Origin of the sequence: Macrococcus epidermidis, from assembly GCF_003259695.1 — a bacterium.
Taxonomy (GTDB): Bacteria; Bacillota; Bacilli; order Staphylococcales; family Staphylococcaceae; genus Macrococcoides; species Macrococcoides epidermidis.
In genome coordinates, this window is sequence record NZ_PZJH01000001.1 from 97,041 (window position 1) to 115,173 (window position 18,133).

The window sequence follows — 18,133 nt, forward strand, 5'->3', positions numbered from 1 at the left end:
GTGATATGGCGAGAAGTGAATGACAAAGTACCCAGTAATAACGACAAAGATAATAAAGCCTGAATATGTTGCTGCATCTTATAATAACCATTCACTGATGAGCTGCTTTTGGGCATTCACATTTTCGAAGCGACGTTTAATTTGAGTAATTGTATCCACATATACGAATAAGGGAATAAGTAGTAGATAGTATATACCAATGAATCATACTATCTATCCCCTTATAATTTTTCTATATTATAACTGTTTAATTTTGGAGGATAAATCAAAATAGGATATATTTGTTAAATATATTGCTGAATTTTATATAATAATACTAATATAATGTATTAAAAAAGGCAGTTTTTTTATTCTCCGGCACCCGTATTCACAAGTGCGAATGGATATACCGCTTTTGCATGAACTAAAAGTTTTGATGCGACGACTGTCATTGTCCAGCGGGAATTGACGGTATCGTCAATGAGTAGTATGTGTTTGTCTTCTATTAAATCTTCGTTTTGAATAGCAATGGTTTCCTGGATATTTCTTTCCTGCATGATTGAGTTATGCATCTCGCTTTGTTTGTAACCAGGCTTTATTTTTACGACTGCATCGATATATTCGATATGGTTATACTCAGCTACAGCTTGTGCAAGTTTGTTAGTGAGCTTAGGTCGTCTCAAACTTGGAACTGCTACGATAGCGTCAATCTGATGTTCTTGTATCATGTCTTTAAGGAATTGGCTGATCTGTAAAGTCGTCTGTTCTGAGAAATGAAGATTGTCGCGTTCATACATAAATTTATGGCCGACAGGTGAATAGGCATCTGTTGTATACGTCCATCCTGTCTTAAATTGTAATGATTCATCAATCTTTTTATTATTCGACCAGCGTTTACGCGGTGAGATTTCCCCGTGTAATTTATTCTTATACTGGCTTGCGATAGATAGCATTGGATGATTTTTATCTATCGTTATGAATTCACGATTTCTACAATGTGCACAAATACCACACTTTTCCTGTTTATCTGGTGCATCAAGTTCGTCAGCGATATATTTCATATAACAACCGTCGTAATTGATAAATCGCTTTAAATGCTCGAGTTCCTGTAAACGCGTTACGTTTAACTGCTGCTGTAATTGTGCATTCTCTTCAGCATTAAAGGGTTTATCTGGATTGATGACGTACTTTCGCTTATCCATCAATATGTATTCATGGACGAATAAGTATTTAAGTACCGACCCAAGCTTTGTGACATTCATATTGAAGTGAGGCAGAATATCGTTTCTGGTCATACCTTCAGGATGCTGGCTAATGCGCGTTAATATTTCTGATAATAATTTCGGGTCTTTATTCGCACTTTCTATAAATGCGTTGATGATCGCTTCATCTTCATCACCATGAAGTAGCATTGCAAGCGCTGGTTTACCGTTACGTCCTGCACGTCCAATCTGCTGATAATATGAAATTAAGTTTTGTGGCAGCTGGAAATGAATAACGAAACCGATATTTGATTTATCGTACCCCATACCAAGCTTCACTGTTGCAACAATTACACGTACTTCCCCGTTATGAAATGCTTCAAGCGTAGTTACGCTAGTATCTTCGCCATATTCGTTCTGCATACCTGAATAATAAGGTGCGGCCGAGATACCTTGTTCAATTAAGAACTGTGCTACAGAAATACACTCTTTCTTCGTAAGACAATAGATGATACCTTGTTCTTTGTTCAAAAAAGGATGCTCTGTGAGAGATGCCGCTAAGAAAGCAAGTCGTTCTGCCTTCGATTGTGCTGGGTTCACTTGAATCGAAATATTTGAACGGATTAAATCACCACGAAATACCTGGAGATTTCCGAGTTGCGATTTAATATCTTCAATGACACGATCGTTTGCTGTTGCAGTTGTGCCAAGAATTGCGATTGAATCTGGTAAATCTTTAACGAGGTTCACAATACGCTGATAATCAGGTCTGAAGTCATGACCCCAATCTGAAATAGAGTGTGCTTCGTCTACTACAATAAGCTCGATATCATTCACTTGTGATAATGCTTCAATAAATCTTGCATCAGATAATTTCTCAGGAGAAACAATAATGGCATCAACCGCACTAAGCCGTGCATAAATATCATCCCATTCATCTTTGTTATTGCTATTGATCGTTACGACATCTAAACCAAGTTTAGCAGCAGCATCAATTTGATTGTGCATTAATGCAAGTAAAGGACTGATGATAACAGCAGGACCGCTACCATTTTCTCTTAATAACTTAGTAGCGATGAAGTATACAATCGATTTCCCCCAGCCAGTCTTTTGAATCACCAGCGTCTTCTGTTTATTTACTACCGCTAATATCGCTTCCAGTTGACCTTCTCGAAAGTTAGCTTCAGCTCCGTATGTTTCATGTAACATCTCTACCGCGCGCTGTTTAAAATCCATTGAGGTGACCTCCGTAGTTAATGATATTCATATTATAACATTTGTGATATTTGAATTTGTTAGCGAAGTGTTGGCACTGCTATTGTTAGCGTTATCATTTGAACAGGTTTATAATGTAATTAAATGGAGGCGATAAAATATGAAGAAGTTAATGAAAGATAAAACGCAATTTGTAAGTGACATGTTAAAAGGAATAGCACTTGCTGACAAAGCACATGAAGTAATTGCTGATTCAGTTATCGTAAGGAAAGAACGTAAAGAAAAAGGTGTTGCATTAGTTTCAGGAGGAGGAAGCGGTCATGAACCTGCACATGCGGGTTATGTTGCTGAAGGGATGTTAGATGCAGCAGTATGTGGCGAAATATTTACTTCCCCTACACCAGATAAGATTTTAGAGGCGATTAAAGCAGTTGCAACGGATGAAGGTGTGCTACTGATTGTAAAAAATTATGCCGGTGACGTTATGAACTTCGAAATGGCTATGGAACTTGCTGAAATGGAAGGCATTAAAGTAGATCGTGTGATAGTAGCAGATGATATTGCAATCGATAATAAAGAGCAACGTCGCGGTGTAGCTGGTACAGTATTTGTGCATAAAGTTGCAGGTTATTATGCTGATCAAGGATTGGCGTTAGAAGAAGTTAAAGAAAAAGTAGAAGCGATATTATCAAATATGGCGACGATAGGTATGGCAATAGAACCTTGTATGGTACCAACAACTGGGCAATATGGATTTGATCTCGCTGATGATGAAATGGAAATTGGTATTGGTATTCACGGTGAGAAAGGTATTTATCGTGAAAAAATTGAATCAATTGATTTGATTATCGCAAGAATGATGAAAGAGATAGAAGGTCAGTTAGATTTTAATGATTCAATTGTTATGCTTAATGGTATGGGCGGTACACCGGATAGCGAGCTGAGTGTTACTGCATATTATTTAAATCAATACTTTGAAGCACAAGGAAAAGCGATTAAGAAACTTTATGTAGGTAACTTTATGACTGCACTCGATATGCAGGGATTTTCTATTACAGTACTGAAATACGATGAAGCGCTATTATCAGCTCTAGAAAGTGAAACAGAGAGTAAATATTTTAACTAGGAGTGGGAATGATGGATGCACAAAGATTGACTGAAGTATTAAAAGGATTATTATCTCAATTTGAAAAAAATGAGACGAAGTTAACTAATTTAGACCGTGAGATAGGTGACGGAGATCACGGTGTTAATATGTTGCGAGGATTTAAAGCTGTAGATGAGAAGTTAACTGGAGATACAGTACCGGATATATTAAAATCATGTGGTATGACATTGATGAGTGCTGTTGGTGGTGCATCAGGACCATTATACGGATTTTCATTTGTAAAGATGTCTCAAGTTGCAGAAGAGGAAATTACAAAAGAAAATATCGGAAAATTAATCAATGAATTTGCTGAAGCGGTGAAAGCACGCGGAAAAGTTGAAGGCGGCGAAAAGACAATGTATGACGTATTGAAACCCGTTAGTGAAGCAATTCAAGCTGGTAATATTCCGACAAGTGCTGAGTTACAACAATTTGCTGAAGATACGAAAGATATTGAAGCGACGAAAGGCCGTGCAGCTTACTTTAAAGAAAAATCAAAAGGTGTCGTCGATCCAGGCGCTCAAAGTGCAGTGTATATTTTAGACGCATTACTTGAGGAGGTACGTTAATGGAAATACTAATAGTGAGTCATAGTCATGAAATCGCACAAGGTATTAAAGCATTGCTTGAACAGATGGCTGATGGTGTTGCAATTAAAGTCACTGGCGGTATAGATGGGGACATTGGTACTTCGATTGATAATATCAATGCGTTATTTGAAAGTGTGACAGACGATGCACTTTGTTTCTATGATATCGGATCAAGTAAGATGAACATTGAAATGGCTTTAGAATTAGCAGATTATCCAAACATTGAAATCGCACACTATCCAATCGTAGAAGGTGCATTTTTAGCTGCTGTTGAAAGCAAGATTGGAAAATCTAAAGATGAAATATTAAAAAGTTTAGAAGATAATTTTAAAGTGAAAGCATAACTTGAATGATACTATTTATGTATACTTTACGTATTTGAGGGTATAGTTAACTATCAAAATGTGGAGGCGATGTAGATGTCAAACGTTGATAAAGATACAACAAGTAACAGACGTGAAGTCATGCCAGAATCAGTTATTGATGGTGAAATGAACGAAAAGGTTAAAGATCAGCTTGAATTACAGCCTGGTGAGAAGAAGGTTAGTAAAGAAGATCAAGATAAATAAAGTTTAGACGTCCTTTATAGGGCGTTTTCTTTTTATAGGCAATATACATATTTATCAAGTTAATGTATAATGATGGAAGTAAATGAGAGATGAGTGATGAAATGAAACGTGTATTAATCAGTTTAGCTGTGATATTTTTATTGTCGATAGCAGCATTTTTTGTAGTTCATAATATGCAGAAAGAGCAATCTATTGTCGCAACGAAAGATATTAAAAAGATTAAAGATTCATATCAATATTACGATGAAGCTAAATTACATGTTGATGAACTTGCAATGGAACAATTGGATGATTTATCAATGCGTAATGACTTCTTTAAATTAAAAGATGGTAGCTATTTTAATTTAAGAACATATATGGGAAACAAAGTTGGTTACATTATGAATAGTTACTTAACATTTGATAAGACTGGAAAGACAAAGGTGGCGTTTCCGAAGGTTATCAGTCATCAATATATGAAAGATAACAAATTTATTGATAATACCTGGTCGATTAATACACCTGCAGGTAAACTTGATTATCAATCTGGTGCTATTGATAGAAGTGATAATCCAGGTCATCTCTTTATGAAGAGTGATGACGGTAAGCGCGGGGTATTAATGGATAAAACACTGAAAAAAGATGTGACGTTGATCGGAAATAACGGTGAATGGCTGGATAGTGAGAATAATCGTATCGGTACTGACGCATCTTTAAGAAAGTATAATGATCCACAAACTGCAGCAAATGCGGTATTGAAGCAAGTGTCAACAACGGGTCAACTTGTTGCAAAGTTGAATAATGGTGAAGCAACCTTTTTCTTTTACAGAAATAAATATGGTCCTGTAGATGAATATACGGTGATTCCTGTTTTAAAGGATAATACAGCAGGTATTTATCATAAATTTACGCTTGCAGGATTTAATGAATCGATTATCGATTACGAGTTCAAATATGCTGTAAAAGGTAATGAATATCATATTATTTTCAATGATGATTTCGAACATGCAGACAAGTTTAAACATAAAAAAGTCAGCGATAATATCATTATCGCTGTGAAATAAAGTGAACCACTTCTAATGTGAAGTGGTTTTTCTTTTGTTCAGTGCAATTTGAAGTTCTTCTTTCTCCATAAAGTAGCGCACACCTTGAGCGAATATGTTAGCTGCAGGATAAAAGATGATCATGAAATATGGACTGAGAAATAAATCTGGTTCATGTCTAAAATAAATGATTGTTCCGTAAATAATAAAGATTATGGTACTTTCTATAATATTATTACGAAAGTTAACTATATTTGCTTTATGAATTGCTATTTTGTTGGCAGGATCTATCATTTTAGTTTTATACTCAGCAATTAATTGTCTAACTGAAGTAAAGTAATAAAGAATCATAAATGAAAGTAATATGAGATCTTTATATATTCCGATATTAATCATCCATATCATTAAGACGAGATAGAATAATGTGAACATGAGGATTTTTAAAGAAATCTTCTTAGTCATAACGCACCTCTTTTACTTTTTATGTATATTATATCTTTAAATGGTTATAAAAGGAAGAGTGATAGTTTTCAACTTATTGCATTTGTTGTAAATTTAGTACTCACTATATGGTGCATCGTGTGGTGTGCTCAAGATTTTGAACCTGGAACAAACAAATGGGGACCAAATCCGAAAGCAATAAGGCAAGATAGATACTATAATCCTTATCAACAAAATGATTCTTATCGCAGATGATACGGGTCTTTTTTAGTACATTTTAGTATGATAAATATAAAATGATAAGGGGAGAATAACATGGGAGATCAAAATATAAACAAAGCAGTCATTCAACCTAGTTTTGCAAATACGCATAATGACGCTGACGTATTTGAAGAAAACGAAAGATATATTCATTACCACACACCGAGCCAGCTCGTTAAATATTATGCCAATTACTTTCAATATAAAGTGACGCCGGATGTTGATACTTTTATGACAGACTATGAAACGCAAAAGACATTTCATGAACAACGTGGACAAAAACATGCCCTGTTTATATTTCCTGAGAATGAAGTGCTGAATGATGCGTTGCAGGAGGAAGCAAAGGCTTTAGGATTTATTGTTGAAAAGATGGAGCTTTATTTATTGAAAGAGATGCCGAAATCAAAGGATTCAGAGATTGAAGTTGTTCAAGTATTAAACGATGATGATGTATTCCTGGACTTTCTTCAAATATGTCGTGAAGGGGACTTAGAGTATGGTGAGGAATTTGCTGATCTGAAAGAGCGCACGCATCGACGTGATTTATTGAACCCGCAAATCCTGCAGTTTGTTGGGTATCAGCATGGATTTCCAGCTGGTAAAGTTGAAGCGGTGGAAAGTGCGCAGTATGTGGAATTAGATGATTTCTACGTGTTGGATGCAATGCGTAAGCAGGGCGTTGGAACAGCATTACAACAAGCAATATGGCATTATGCAGAACAAGTTGGTAAGCGGGTTATCTTAATTGCTGACGGTAATGACTCACCAAGAGAAATGTATCAAAGACAAGGGTACGAGTTAGTGAGTGAACGTTATGAATTGTTGCGCGTGCCGTCAGCGGATAATTGAAAAATTTTAAATAAAGTGATTGAGTGAATCATGGCCGATAAATTGAATTTATCGGCATGAATCTTGGATTTCCATCGATTTCATAAATGATGGCCGATAAAACGAAAATATCGGCCATGAATTTTATTTTTCGGCCGATTTCATAAAATGATGGCCGATAAAATGAAAATATCGGCCATTAATCTTCCTTAAATATTATCAATTGTAAAAACTAATCAAGAATAGTTCAAACATGTACATTAATTCTAGATATTTTTACATATTATAGCTCAATAATTGTAAAATAAAAGTAATTAAATCGTTCTGGAGGATATGTATGAAAAAATCATTAATCATTGCTTTGTCTTTAACGACATTATTAGCTGCATGTGGAGAAGAAAAAACTCAGGATAAAGGTGCGACAAAAATAGAAAGTAATAATGCATCAAACGATACTACGAATACGAAGAACAGTGAAACTAAAAATTCATCTGAAAAGAAGATTGTTACAAAGTCTTCAGCAAAGAAAACAGGTAAAACTGATATTATGACATCGTCTTTTCATTCGATGTATATGCGAAATGATCATAGATTTGCCGTGGATAAGATTAAATTTGGTATGACTAAAGATGAAGTTGAAGCAATTTACGGTCCGTCACTTGGTAAAGGTAATGATCTTTATGGATTAAAGACGAGTGCATTATATGACGTATATGCAGTAAACTATGATAATCAAAATAAAGTACGTCAGATTGTCATTAATCCTAATAAGAAAATTACAAAGAGTGAATTCATAAGAGTATATGCGAATCCTAGTGACGAGCCAGTATATCCATTTAATACTTTAGAATACAATGATAACGATAATAACGGTTTCAAAATTCGAGCAGCTTTTGATGACAACGACTATTTAGTAGGTCTAGCTCAAATTAATGATGGTAAAGGTATGCAAGAATCAAGTGATGATACTGCAACTGATAAATCAATATATGAAAAATTTAAATCTGCAATGATTAATTATGCAGAAGATAAAGGTAAAGCTGTTACCGGCAGATACTTAAACCATGGTGGAGGAATCTCGACAGATATATTCACCAATACTGAGGATGGGTTAATCTTATTACAAACGATGCTTAATCCAGGTGCCGATGTACACGATATTATTGCAGATGCAGGAGTTGTCATGTACGATGCCAAAGATGGCACGATAGGGGAACATGACGCGTCATATGATACAGTTACAGCTGAAGGTATCACTGGTATGATGACTTCTGATTCTGATACAACCATTTATTTATTAGCGAATAACGGTAAAGTATACGAATATCACTTCAAAGGTAATCAAGGATTAGGATATTTTGCGCTATACACTGAATCATGGGGATTTGAATCTGATATGATGCCAGAATTTAAAGAAACAACTGATCCTGAAATTAAGAAGATTGCTTCAGAAGTATTAGCAGGTAAATCAGTGTCTAAACCTACTTCAAAAAGTAAAGAAAACAAGACAAAAACAAAAAGTCAGTACAGCTTTATAGATGAAAACGGGAAAATTGATATTAAAGACCCTGCATTTAAACAGTATTTCTTCCATGAAGCGCATACTGAAGATTTTGCAGGAATAAAGGTTGGTATGACTCGAGAAGAAGTAGAGGCATTATATGGTCCGGTTGAAAAGAACCGAGGTTATGATATGCATCAAGGTGGGCTAGATAGAGTTGGTGATATATCTTTAGCGATGGGTCAAGATGATAGAGTCGGTGCAATTTACATAACCCCAGGTGTAGAAATGACTGATGCTGAATTTAACAAAGTTTTTGGTGAACCAACTGAAATTGTAAATGATGACTTATTGGGACCAGTGAAAATATATAATACGAATAAAAATAATGGTTTCCAGATAGTGATTGGAAATGCAGGTGGGACAGTTCCGATTTTTATCAATAGGCCAGAAGGACAATATTTTAATTAATATTGAGCTCACTATTTATAGTGGGCTTCTTTTTTATTATTTCTCTCTATATAACGTGTAAATATAATTATTTTTAGCTAAGATTATCATAAGAAGGAGTGATGGTATGATTTTCGTAATTGGAGAGGTATTTAAAGAAAAATTAGCATCCGACAGTATGTCTGAAATTTTAAATACGATGCCACTTGCGCTTGCGTTACCTTTAAATGACAAAGGATATCGTATTCACTTAGGTACTCGTTTTAAAGATAGCGAGGATTTGCAGGATATTAAAGATTATCTGGCAGAAAAAGATATCTTTTTCAATCAATTTGATGACTATGATACATATACGTTAGATGACTGGGACCTTGATTACATTTATGATGCCTATGATACGGATACTTTAGTATTCTTCTCAAATGTGGGAGATGACACGATTGAGAGTATGGCAAGCTTCGGCAATAATTATGATTGTAAAAGTGTATTATATATCAATAAATTATTTATTAGTAAGGAAGCATTGCAGCTTATGTCTCATTCTTTTATAGAGGAGCAATATGTTCAGGGTTACGAAAGTGAAATCCCGAAAGATAAGATAACCATCATTCCAAAACATATCAGTGATACAGAAGCGGCACAGCTGATGATTGATAAGATTATTGAGATAGAGAAAGCATTAAATAAAAAAAAATAAAAAATTTTGCTTCACCGTATAACTAGAATATAAATTAAAAACGCTTATCCAGAAGGATAGGCGTTTTTAACTATATCGGTGCTGTGCTTTGAAAAATTTAATTATTTCATAGATATTAATAAGAGCTAAAATGATTGCAACGAAAGCATGTGTAACTTGTCCAAAGCCATAATAATGTTCAAGTTGATAAAGAAAAATTCCTAACACAAATGAAGCAGTGAGCACTGTAAACTATAGTAACTTTCTATGTAAATAGCAGCTGTTAAAAAATTAATATCCAAAAGTAATCGTAGTTGTAGAAAGGATATATACTTTATTTAATTTTTCATTTTTATCGAAATGGAATTCTGCTGAACCAGATTTTGTTCTGATAACATAAGATTCAGTATAGAATTTTTTAGTCTTACTATCTTTTAGTTGACCTTCTTCAATTTCATATTTTCCATACAACTTCTTAATTTGTGCTAATGAAACTTTTCCTTTTTGTACTGGCATCTGAATAACGAAATACTCTTTACCAGCTTTAAGACCAAGTGTGTCATATTTCTTAGTTAATAATTTGCTGTTGAACTTTTTATGTTCATTGTATTTTGCTAATGCCATCAGCGCAGGATCAGCTTGTTTAGCAGTGACACTCTTAGTTACTTTCATACCATTTACCGTTACGTTTGAGTTCAGTAACGCACGTTTGAAATCTTTATCCAGTACGAATTTGTGGCTGTAACCTGTGTAACCATTCCATTTGTAATAAGGTGCAACAGTCTTCGTTGAGGACTTCACAGGTATCTTAGCATCAGCGACAGCAGGTGTTAGACCAAGTAGAAGTGTTGAAGCAATTCCGACTTTTAATAAATTTTTCATAAATTATCCCCTCTTCCTTTTTTTCTTTTAGTATAAGAAGAAAAACTGTAAAAATATAGAGAATCATTTGAAATTTAAGGTAAATTTAAGGTTTAGATGAGTATATATAATGCTAGAATAATATAAAAGGAGTGATACAATGGATGCTTATATCAACTTCTGGAAAAATGCATTTAACTTCAAAGGTCGTTCAAACAGAACAGAATTTAATATGGGGTTCTGGCCACACATCTTATGTATCATCTTAGTATTTACGATTGGTCCGATGCTTGGATTACCGAAACTGGGATTTAATTTGAAGACACCTTTGTTTGAGATGTTATTCGATTTAAACTGGCAGTTATATCATCTTTTGATTGTAGTCGTATTTTTAATTCCGCTCATCTCATTAATGATGCGTAGATGTAATGATTTAAAGATTGAGGGTATTCATGCGATGCTAATTGGATTTTTTCCAGTATGTTATACATTCTATATTTTATTATTTGCGATTATGGGGCAAGGTTTACCTGGAGATGTGATATGGATAGAAATAATATTTTACGTTATTATACTGCTGCCGATTATTTATTTCTTTTATATGTTATGTATATTTTCATTTAAAAAGGGCAGCGAATATTAATATCAACTCATTTGTAAATATTTTGTAAATAAACCTTCGGACTGAGCGTAATAAAGAAATAATTTGTGTATAATGAAACCGAATACAAAATTAACCTTGGAGGTTTAAATCATGAAAAAATTATTACCTGTAGTGCTTGGTGCAACGCTAGTGTCATCCTTAATTGGTGGAGAAACAAATGCCGCTTTAAAGAAGCCTGAAATAGTTTGGAAAGTAAGTAATACTGCTGGGTTTGTGGATGTAGATGCAGCAAAGAATAGTACGGTTTATATTTATAAAGGTGGAAAATCTTTAGGTAAAGGGAAAGTCGGTAAATATGGTAGTGCTAATGTTTCGATTCAACCTCAGAAAAAAGGTACTGTGCTACGCGTATTCTATAAGACAGCTAAAGGTACAAAAAGTCCCGAAACGAAAGTAACTGTAACGGGTAACTATAAAAAGAAAAAGCAATTAGCAGTGAAGAAATTTACTTTAGCAGAACGTTACGCAATTACTAATGACTTCGTGAAATGGGCATCGGTTAAGGCAAAGAAAGAACGTAAAGCTGTGACGACTAAATTCTTTGATCACGGAGCTGCAGGAAAAGGAGATTGGTATGCTGGAACACCTCATGGTCATATGCAGGTGCAGGATTTTAATAATCCAGGCTATTATGCATTTGGGTTACACGCTATCGGAGGCGTAGCTTTCTATAGTCCTAAAGATAATCAGTATGGTTACTCTAAAGACGGATATAACACGTATACAGCTGAGGGCTATTTTAACATTGCTAAACCTAAGACTTATGTTACAAAATATGTACTGGGTGATAACGGCGTAGTTTATGAACTGAAGAAAAAACGTGAACATATGAGTTTCTCAGCTGGTTTTGGTGAATATAATGATAACGGATATGGCGGAACATTCACACCAGGTAAAGGTTACAATATGATTGTTTCAAAAGATAAAGCAGCACAATCTAAACTGAAAGCAATTATGAAAAAATATCAATAATAAAGACACGCACAACCATGATGGTTGTGCGTGTTTATTTTATATTTGATTGATTTTTGATGTCTTTAAGCAGTTCAATCATTTCTTGATTTTGTCTGATGATATATTTCGTATTCTGGCGTGTGTTGTAAATATGTGATAATACGAAGCCGATGATAAGCGCAGGCAACAAATACATAAGGATGTATAGGATGGACATTACAGATACTCCAATCCATTCCATTAGAAATCATCCTTTCTGTTTTGCTTCAATAGAGCGATGATTTCTTCGTTTTGTTTAATTAACTGTGATGTATTCTGATAATTTTTATAGATGTACTTCACAATTAGGATAATACATACTATAGGGAGAAGAATTGTTAACAAGGAAAAGACTAATCCTGTTATACTCATCATAATGTTTGTCCTCCACCTTTATTATTTTGCTTCAACAAAGCGATGATTTCTTCGTTTTGTGCAATGATCTTCTCTGAATTTAATTTCGTTCTGTAACCATCCATTAGGATAAGAAAGACTATGAGAATAGGAACAAGACTAATTACGATGGATACCAATGCTTCAAACCAAGCCATAACATTACCACCTTCTACATTTTTATTCCATTATAACATAAAATGTATATTTAATAGTTTGTAGCCTGTACAAAAAACTTCGAATGTTTATAGTGGTACGTAATCTTTGAGAAATCAAATGGCTCACCTGTTGCAAGGTAGACAACTTGTTCTAAAAACAGAGCAGGATTACCTTGTTTCAGTTCAAGTTTCTTAGCATCGATGTCATTGAGTTCATCAATATGCATATAAATATCAGCAAAACTAATATTAAACTTTAAAGCATCTGTTAAGTAATTAAAGATGGATCCTTCAGCAATTTCATTGTTCAAATATGGAACAAGTTTAACCGGAAAGTAAGATACTTCAATACATAAAATATCGTTATCAATTCTTCGCAAACGTTCTACGTAATAAACTTCTTCATTCTCTTCCAGATGCAGATTCATCTTTACTTCGTCATCTGCGTTCATTCTTTCTAATTTCAGAACTTCAGATGTGATATTGAATTCCTTTAAATCTGCAGTAAATCCTCTATTCGTCAGCAAACTGACATATCCTTCACGACGTTGACGTCTCACAAATATCCCGCTTCCGCGCTGCTGAAATATTGCACCACGTTTCTCAAGTGTATCGAGCGCTTTCGTGATGGTGCTTTTTGAAACGTTATGCTGTTTCATGAGTGATTCAACGTTTGGTAATTTAGTCCCCTGTTCTAATTTCTGGTCATATATACTTTGTTGAATAGTTTCTGCGATAATTTCATATTTGTTCAAATTTAACACTCCTAAATATCTACTTGTCACTAATTATACATTATTTATATTATTTCGCACTTGTTTAATTAAACCGGTTCAATTAAAATGAAAATGTATAATAAATTAGAACGTAATCAATGGAGATGATATTATGGCAAAACAAGTGAGAAACTATGAACAACTCGCTCATGATATTTTAGGGGCAGTGGGTGGAGAAGAAAACATTGTTAATGTAGCAAGATGTGCTACACGTTTAAGATTGGTATTAAAACGTTCGAATCCTGAATTTAAAAAGAAAGTGTCAGAAATGCCTGGAGTTATAACGGTAGTTGAGAACGGCGGACAATTTCAAATCGTAATCGGACAACATGTTGGTGAAGTATATGATGCATTTACTAACATTACAAATGTTGAAGATAATACAGAGGAAAACATGCAAAAAGGATCGATTCTTAACAGAGTCATTGCTACAATGTCTGCAGTATTTGCACCTTTCATCTATATCTTAGCAGCAGCGGGGATTTTACAAGGTATCTTAATATTAATTAACTTAGCATGGCCAGCTTTTGCGAAGACGGGAACTTATGAAGTATTTAGCTTCATTTCATGGTCACCATTCACATTCTTACCAATTTTCATTGCTTTAACTGCTTCTAAACATTTTAAAGTCAACACTTATATTGCTGTTGTTTGTGCTATGGCTTTAGTAAGTCCTACTTGGGCTGAAATTGCAGGACGTATTGCTGAAGGAGAGAAGATAACATTTATGGGAATTGCACTTTCACAAACAGTGTATACTTCTTCAGTATTACCTCCATTATTCTTAGTTTGGATTTTATCTTATGTTGAAAGGTTCTTTAATAAAGTTTTCCCAGAGGTTGTAAGATCTTTATTTGTTCCGTTAATGTGTATGGTAATTATGGTTCCTTTAACAATATTATTAATCGGGCCATTATCAACATTATTTGCAAATGGTGTAGCTGATGGCTATAACTATTTAGCAGAGAATTTACCAATAGTAGCTGCAATTATTATTGGTGCATTTTGGCAGGTGTTTGTTATCTTTGGTGTTCACTGGGGTATTACACCTGTTGTCCTTGCTAACTTCGATAACTATGGTCGTGACTCTTTCCAAGCTTATCAAACAATCGCTGTTATAGCACAAGTTGGTGCTGTATTGGGTGTATTCTTAAAATCAAAAGTTCAGGAAACAAAATCAGTTGCATTATCAGCAGGTATTACTGGTATTTTTGGTATCACTGAACCTTCTATTTATGGTATTAACTTGAGATTTAAAAAACCTTTTATTATAGGTTGTATATCAGGAGCTGTTGGTGCGGTAGTAGCAAGTTTCTTTAATCCATACTATTACGTTTATGCTGGATTGCCTGGACCGTTAACAATTGTAAATGGTATCAGTAAAGATAACCCATCATCGTTTATCGGAATATGTATTGGCGTTGCAATTGCAATTATTTTACCGATTGTATTAATTATGATGTTTGGTTATGGTGAAGATACAGCTAAAGCTGTTGATACGAAATTAGATACACCAGAAGATATTGACGATGAGGATAACATTATTACTACTGAATCATTAGAACAAGTGGTTGTTTCTCCGTTATCAGGTAAATTTATTCCATTGAATGAAGTTAAAGACCCGGTATTTAATAGTGGTGCAATGGGTAAAGGTTTTGCGATAGACCCTTCAGAAGGTATTGTATCTTCGCCAGTTGAAGGTTCGATTGTTATGACAACACCGTCAAAACATGCAATAGGTATAAAGAGTAATGATGGTGTTGAAGTTTTAATACATGTTGGTTTAGATACTGTTGAATTAAAAGGTGAACATTTTGATCTTTTAGTAAACGAAGGTGATAAAGTTTCAATTGGACAACCATTAATTCATTTTGATAAAAAAGCAATTGAATCAAAAGGTTATTCAACTGTAACTCCAGTTGTTGTGACAAATACAATGAACTACAATGATGTCATTATTGACAATACAAATACGTCGGTTTCAAATTCAAATAGAATGATAACAATTATTAAATAGGAGGATTTTAAAATGACGAAACTAAGCAAAGATTTTTTATGGGGTGGCGCACTTGCCGCACATCAATTTGAAGGTGGCTGGAACAAAGGTGGCAAAGGTCCATCGGTTGTTGATGTATTAACAGCAGGTGCACATGGTGTACCACGTAGAATCACTGATAAAGTAGAAGGTAATGAATTTTATCCGAATCATGAGGCGATTGATTTCTATTCAAATTATAAAGAAGATATTGCAATGTTTGCTGAAATGGGACTAAAAGTATTACGTACTTCAATTGGATGGACACGTATCTTTCCTAAAGGCGACGAATTAGAGCCGAATGAAGAAGGGCTTCAATTTTATGATGACGTTTTTGATGAATTATTAAAGCATAATATTAAACCGGTTATTACATTAAGTCATTTTGAAATACCTTTACACCTAGCGAAAGAATATGGTGGATTCAGAAGTCGTGAAGTAGTAGACTTCTTTGCGCGATTTGCGGAAGTTGTGTTTAATCGATACAAAGATAAAGTTGAGTACTGGATGACATTTAACGAAATCAATAACCAGATGGACGTTAATAACCCACTTTTCTTATGGACGAATGCTGGGATTCAAGTACAACCAGAAGAAGATGCACGTGCAGTGATGTATCAATCAGCACATCACCAATTATTAGCAAGTGCAAAAGCAGTGATTATCGGAAAGAAAATCAACCCTGATTTTAAAATTGGCGCAATGGTTTCGCATGTACCTGTTTATCCATACTCATGTCACCCGAAAGATATTATGGCTGCAGAAATTGCTAACCGTGAAAGATTCTTCTTCCCGGATGTGCATGTAAGAGGTAAGTATCCAGCCTATGCATTAAAAGAACTAGAACGATTAGGTGTTTCGCTACCGATTGAACCTGGTGATGAAGAAATCTTAGCTCAGGGTACAGTGGACTATTTAGCATTCAGTTATTATATGTCTACAACGGTTAAGCACGATGTTCACAATGATAATACCGGTGATATTGTTAATGGGGGATTATCGAATGGTGTAGAAAATCCACATATTAAGTCATCTGACTGGGGGTGGGCAATTGATCCTGTTGGATTACGATATGTATTAAATACACTTTATAACAGATATCAAATTCCATTATTTATCGTTGAAAATGGATTTGGTGCCATTGATGCGGTTGAAGCAGATGGTTCAATCAATGATGATACGCGTATCGAGTACTTCCGTTCACATATTGAAGCGGTTAAAGATGCTGTATTAGAAGATGGTGTAGACTTACTAGGATACACACCTTGGGGTATTATCGATGTTGTATCATTTACGACAGGTGAAATGAAAAAACGTTACGGAATGATCTATGTTGATCGTGACAACGAAGGTAAAGGCACAATGAAACGTAGTAAGAAGAAATCATTCGACTGGTACAAAAACGTTATTGCTACAAATGGTGAAGAACTATAATTAAAACAATAAGGATTTTGACATTTGTCAAAGTCCTTATTTTCAAATAGGAGTGTGTATTTATGGCTAAAGAAATTAAATTAATTGCTTTAGATTGTGATGGAACTTTAATAGCTGACGATAGAACAATTACAGAAAGAACGAAAAAAGTGCTGATGAAAGCGCAGGAAAAAGGAATTAAGGTAGCACTTGTATCAGGACGCCCGAGAACAGGATTTAAGTTTGAGATAGAACAGTTAGCGCTTGATAAACATCATGGCATAATCGGCGCTTACAATGGTGGTATGGTCATAGATATTGAAACGAATGAAGTGAAATATAAACAGTCATTAACGAATCAGGACGCTAAAGATTTCTTAAAAGCGATTGCGCATTTAAACATTATCCACATCGTTGATAACGGTACAGATTTATATGCAAACGATGCAGATAATCAATATGTCATTCATGAATATCGTGATCATGGACTTAATTTTAATCTCACACATGATTTACATGAAAGACTTGATTTTGATCCGATGAAGATTTTACTTACAGCAGATCCTGACCGTATAGATGAAATTGATGAAGAGATATTATCGATCTGTGGGGATACCTTTGGTGCAATACGGTCAACACCATTTTATTTAGAGATTACTGCTAAAGGTGTAAATAAATCCAGTGCACTCGACCATATTTGCGAAGGATTAAATATTGCTAAAGACAATGTCATTGCATTTGGCGATCAACTAAATGACATGGAAATGGTTAGAGATGCAGGTATCGGTGTTGCCATGGGAAATGCGCATCCAGATTTAAAGCAGGTTGCTGATATTGTAACTGATGATAATAATAATGATGGTATCGCAAAAGTACTCGAAGAGATACTTGATTTATAGTTTCTGTGATGAAGGGCGTGCGAAAGTGCGTCTTTTTTATTAGTTTTTTTCTGTATTTTC

The 18,133-nt window shown here is 34.6% G+C and carries 19 protein-coding genes; 13 read left to right on the forward strand and 6 right to left on the reverse strand.

Annotation, left to right across the window (positions count from 1 at the left end; genetic code table 11):
• Nucleotides 1-347: 347 nt before the first annotated feature.
• Nucleotides 348-2,417: a RecQ family ATP-dependent DNA helicase gene (locus BHU61_RS00620; protein ID WP_111714150.1), complete on the reverse strand. Its 2,070-nt coding sequence runs from the start codon at nt 2,415-2,417 to the stop codon at nt 348-350.
• 139 nt (nt 2,418-2,556) lie between these two features.
• Here BHU61_RS00620 and dhaK point away from each other — a divergent pair, with 139 nt between their 5' ends.
• The 5 genes from dhaK (at nt 2,557) to BHU61_RS00640 (ending at nt 5,745) form a co-directional block, all read left to right on the forward strand.
• Nucleotides 2,557-3,522: a dihydroxyacetone kinase subunit DhaK gene (gene dhaK, locus BHU61_RS00625; RefSeq protein ID WP_111714151.1), complete on the forward strand. Its 966-nt coding sequence runs from the start codon at nt 2,557-2,559 to the stop codon at nt 3,520-3,522.
• Between the two features lie 11 nt (nt 3,523-3,533).
• On the forward strand, nt 3,534-4,112 hold the full coding sequence (dhaL, locus tag BHU61_RS00630) for a dihydroxyacetone kinase subunit DhaL (protein WP_111714152.1): 579 nt from the start codon (nt 3,534-3,536) through the stop codon (nt 4,110-4,112).
• Nucleotides 4,112-4,477 (forward strand): dihydroxyacetone kinase phosphoryl donor subunit DhaM, encoded by a 366-nt coding sequence (gene dhaM, locus BHU61_RS00635; RefSeq protein ID WP_111714153.1) that lies wholly within the window; start codon nt 4,112-4,114, stop codon nt 4,475-4,477. Before dhaL ends, dhaM begins: the two co-directional genes overlap by 1 nt.
• Nucleotides 4,478-4,552: 75 nt before the next feature.
• On the forward strand, nt 4,553-4,702 hold the full coding sequence (locus BHU61_RS13335) for a hypothetical protein (protein ID WP_157742209.1): 150 nt from the start codon (nt 4,553-4,555) through the stop codon (nt 4,700-4,702).
• Nucleotides 4,703-4,803: 101 nt separating this feature from the next.
• On the forward strand, nt 4,804-5,745 hold the full coding sequence (locus tag BHU61_RS00640; protein ID WP_146608853.1) for a hypothetical protein: 942 nt from the start codon (nt 4,804-4,806) through the stop codon (nt 5,743-5,745).
• 12 nt (nt 5,746-5,757) lie between these two features.
• Here BHU61_RS00640 and BHU61_RS00645 read toward each other — a convergent pair whose 3' ends face one another.
• A complete protein-coding gene (locus tag BHU61_RS00645) occupies nt 5,758-6,186 on the reverse strand; it encodes a hypothetical protein (protein ID WP_111714155.1) in 429 nt (142 codons plus the stop codon).
• Nucleotides 6,187-6,480: 294 nt separating this feature from the next.
• Between BHU61_RS00645 and BHU61_RS00650 the strand changes: the two genes are divergently transcribed.
• From BHU61_RS00650 to BHU61_RS00660, 3 genes are all read left to right on the forward strand, one after another.
• The gene (locus BHU61_RS00650; RefSeq protein WP_111714156.1) at nt 6,481-7,275 is read left to right on the forward strand and encodes a GNAT family N-acetyltransferase; all 795 of its coding nucleotides are present in this window, start codon (nt 6,481-6,483) and stop codon (nt 7,273-7,275) included.
• 316 nt (nt 7,276-7,591) lie between these two features.
• Nucleotides 7,592-9,226 carry a hypothetical protein gene (locus BHU61_RS00655; RefSeq protein WP_111714157.1) on the forward strand — a complete coding sequence of 545 codons (1,635 nt, stop codon included), beginning with the start codon at nt 7,592-7,594 and terminating at the stop codon, nt 9,224-9,226.
• Nucleotides 9,227-9,332: 106 nt separating this feature from the next.
• On the forward strand, nt 9,333-9,902 hold the full coding sequence (locus tag BHU61_RS00660; protein ID WP_111714158.1) for a hypothetical protein: 570 nt from the start codon (nt 9,333-9,335) through the stop codon (nt 9,900-9,902).
• Between the two features lie 270 nt (nt 9,903-10,172).
• Here the strand turns inward: BHU61_RS00660 and isaB are convergent, their stop codons facing one another.
• Entirely contained in the window at nt 10,173-10,763 is a 591-nt protein-coding gene (isaB, locus tag BHU61_RS00665; RefSeq protein ID WP_111714159.1) for an immunodominant staphylococcal antigen IsaB family protein, read from the reverse strand.
• A 139-nt stretch (nt 10,764-10,902) separates the two neighbouring features.
• Between isaB and BHU61_RS00670 the strand changes: the two genes are divergently transcribed.
• Both BHU61_RS00670 and BHU61_RS00675 read left to right on the forward strand, forming a co-directional pair.
• Nucleotides 10,903-11,385 (forward strand): DUF805 domain-containing protein, encoded by a 483-nt coding sequence (locus tag BHU61_RS00670; RefSeq protein ID WP_111714160.1) that lies wholly within the window; start codon nt 10,903-10,905, stop codon nt 11,383-11,385.
• Nucleotides 11,386-11,496: 111 nt separating this feature from the next.
• Complete coding sequence (locus BHU61_RS00675) at nt 11,497-12,378, forward strand: Ig-like domain-containing protein (RefSeq protein WP_111714161.1); 882 nt, start codon at nt 11,497-11,499, stop codon at nt 12,376-12,378.
• Nucleotides 12,379-12,412: 34 nt separating this feature from the next.
• Here BHU61_RS00675 and BHU61_RS00680 read toward each other — a convergent pair whose 3' ends face one another.
• From BHU61_RS00680 to BHU61_RS00690, 3 genes are all read right to left on the reverse strand, one after another.
• Nucleotides 12,413-12,601 carry a hypothetical protein gene (locus BHU61_RS00680; protein WP_111714162.1) on the reverse strand — a complete coding sequence of 63 codons (189 nt, stop codon included), beginning with the start codon at nt 12,599-12,601 and terminating at the stop codon, nt 12,413-12,415.
• 169 nt (nt 12,602-12,770) lie between these two features.
• Entirely contained in the window at nt 12,771-12,950 is a 180-nt protein-coding gene (locus BHU61_RS00685) for a hypothetical protein (protein ID WP_099581244.1), read from the reverse strand.
• A 50-nt stretch (nt 12,951-13,000) separates the two neighbouring features.
• The gene (locus tag BHU61_RS00690; protein WP_338066906.1) at nt 13,001-13,714 is read right to left on the reverse strand and encodes a GntR family transcriptional regulator; all 714 of its coding nucleotides are present in this window, start codon (nt 13,712-13,714) and stop codon (nt 13,001-13,003) included.
• Between the two features lie 124 nt (nt 13,715-13,838).
• Between BHU61_RS00690 and BHU61_RS00695 the strand changes: the two genes are divergently transcribed.
• The 3 genes from BHU61_RS00695 (at nt 13,839) to BHU61_RS00705 (ending at nt 18,073) form a co-directional block, all read left to right on the forward strand.
• The gene (locus tag BHU61_RS00695) at nt 13,839-15,743 is read left to right on the forward strand and encodes a beta-glucoside-specific PTS transporter subunit IIABC (RefSeq protein ID WP_111714164.1); all 1,905 of its coding nucleotides are present in this window, start codon (nt 13,839-13,841) and stop codon (nt 15,741-15,743) included.
• A gap of 12 nt (nt 15,744-15,755) precedes the next feature.
• Nucleotides 15,756-17,195: a 6-phospho-beta-glucosidase gene (locus BHU61_RS00700; RefSeq protein ID WP_111714165.1), complete on the forward strand. Its 1,440-nt coding sequence runs from the start codon at nt 15,756-15,758 to the stop codon at nt 17,193-17,195.
• A gap of 62 nt (nt 17,196-17,257) precedes the next feature.
• Nucleotides 17,258-18,073 carry a Cof-type HAD-IIB family hydrolase gene (locus tag BHU61_RS00705; protein ID WP_111714166.1) on the forward strand — a complete coding sequence of 272 codons (816 nt, stop codon included), beginning with the start codon at nt 17,258-17,260 and terminating at the stop codon, nt 18,071-18,073.
• Nucleotides 18,074-18,133: the final 60 nt, after the last annotated feature.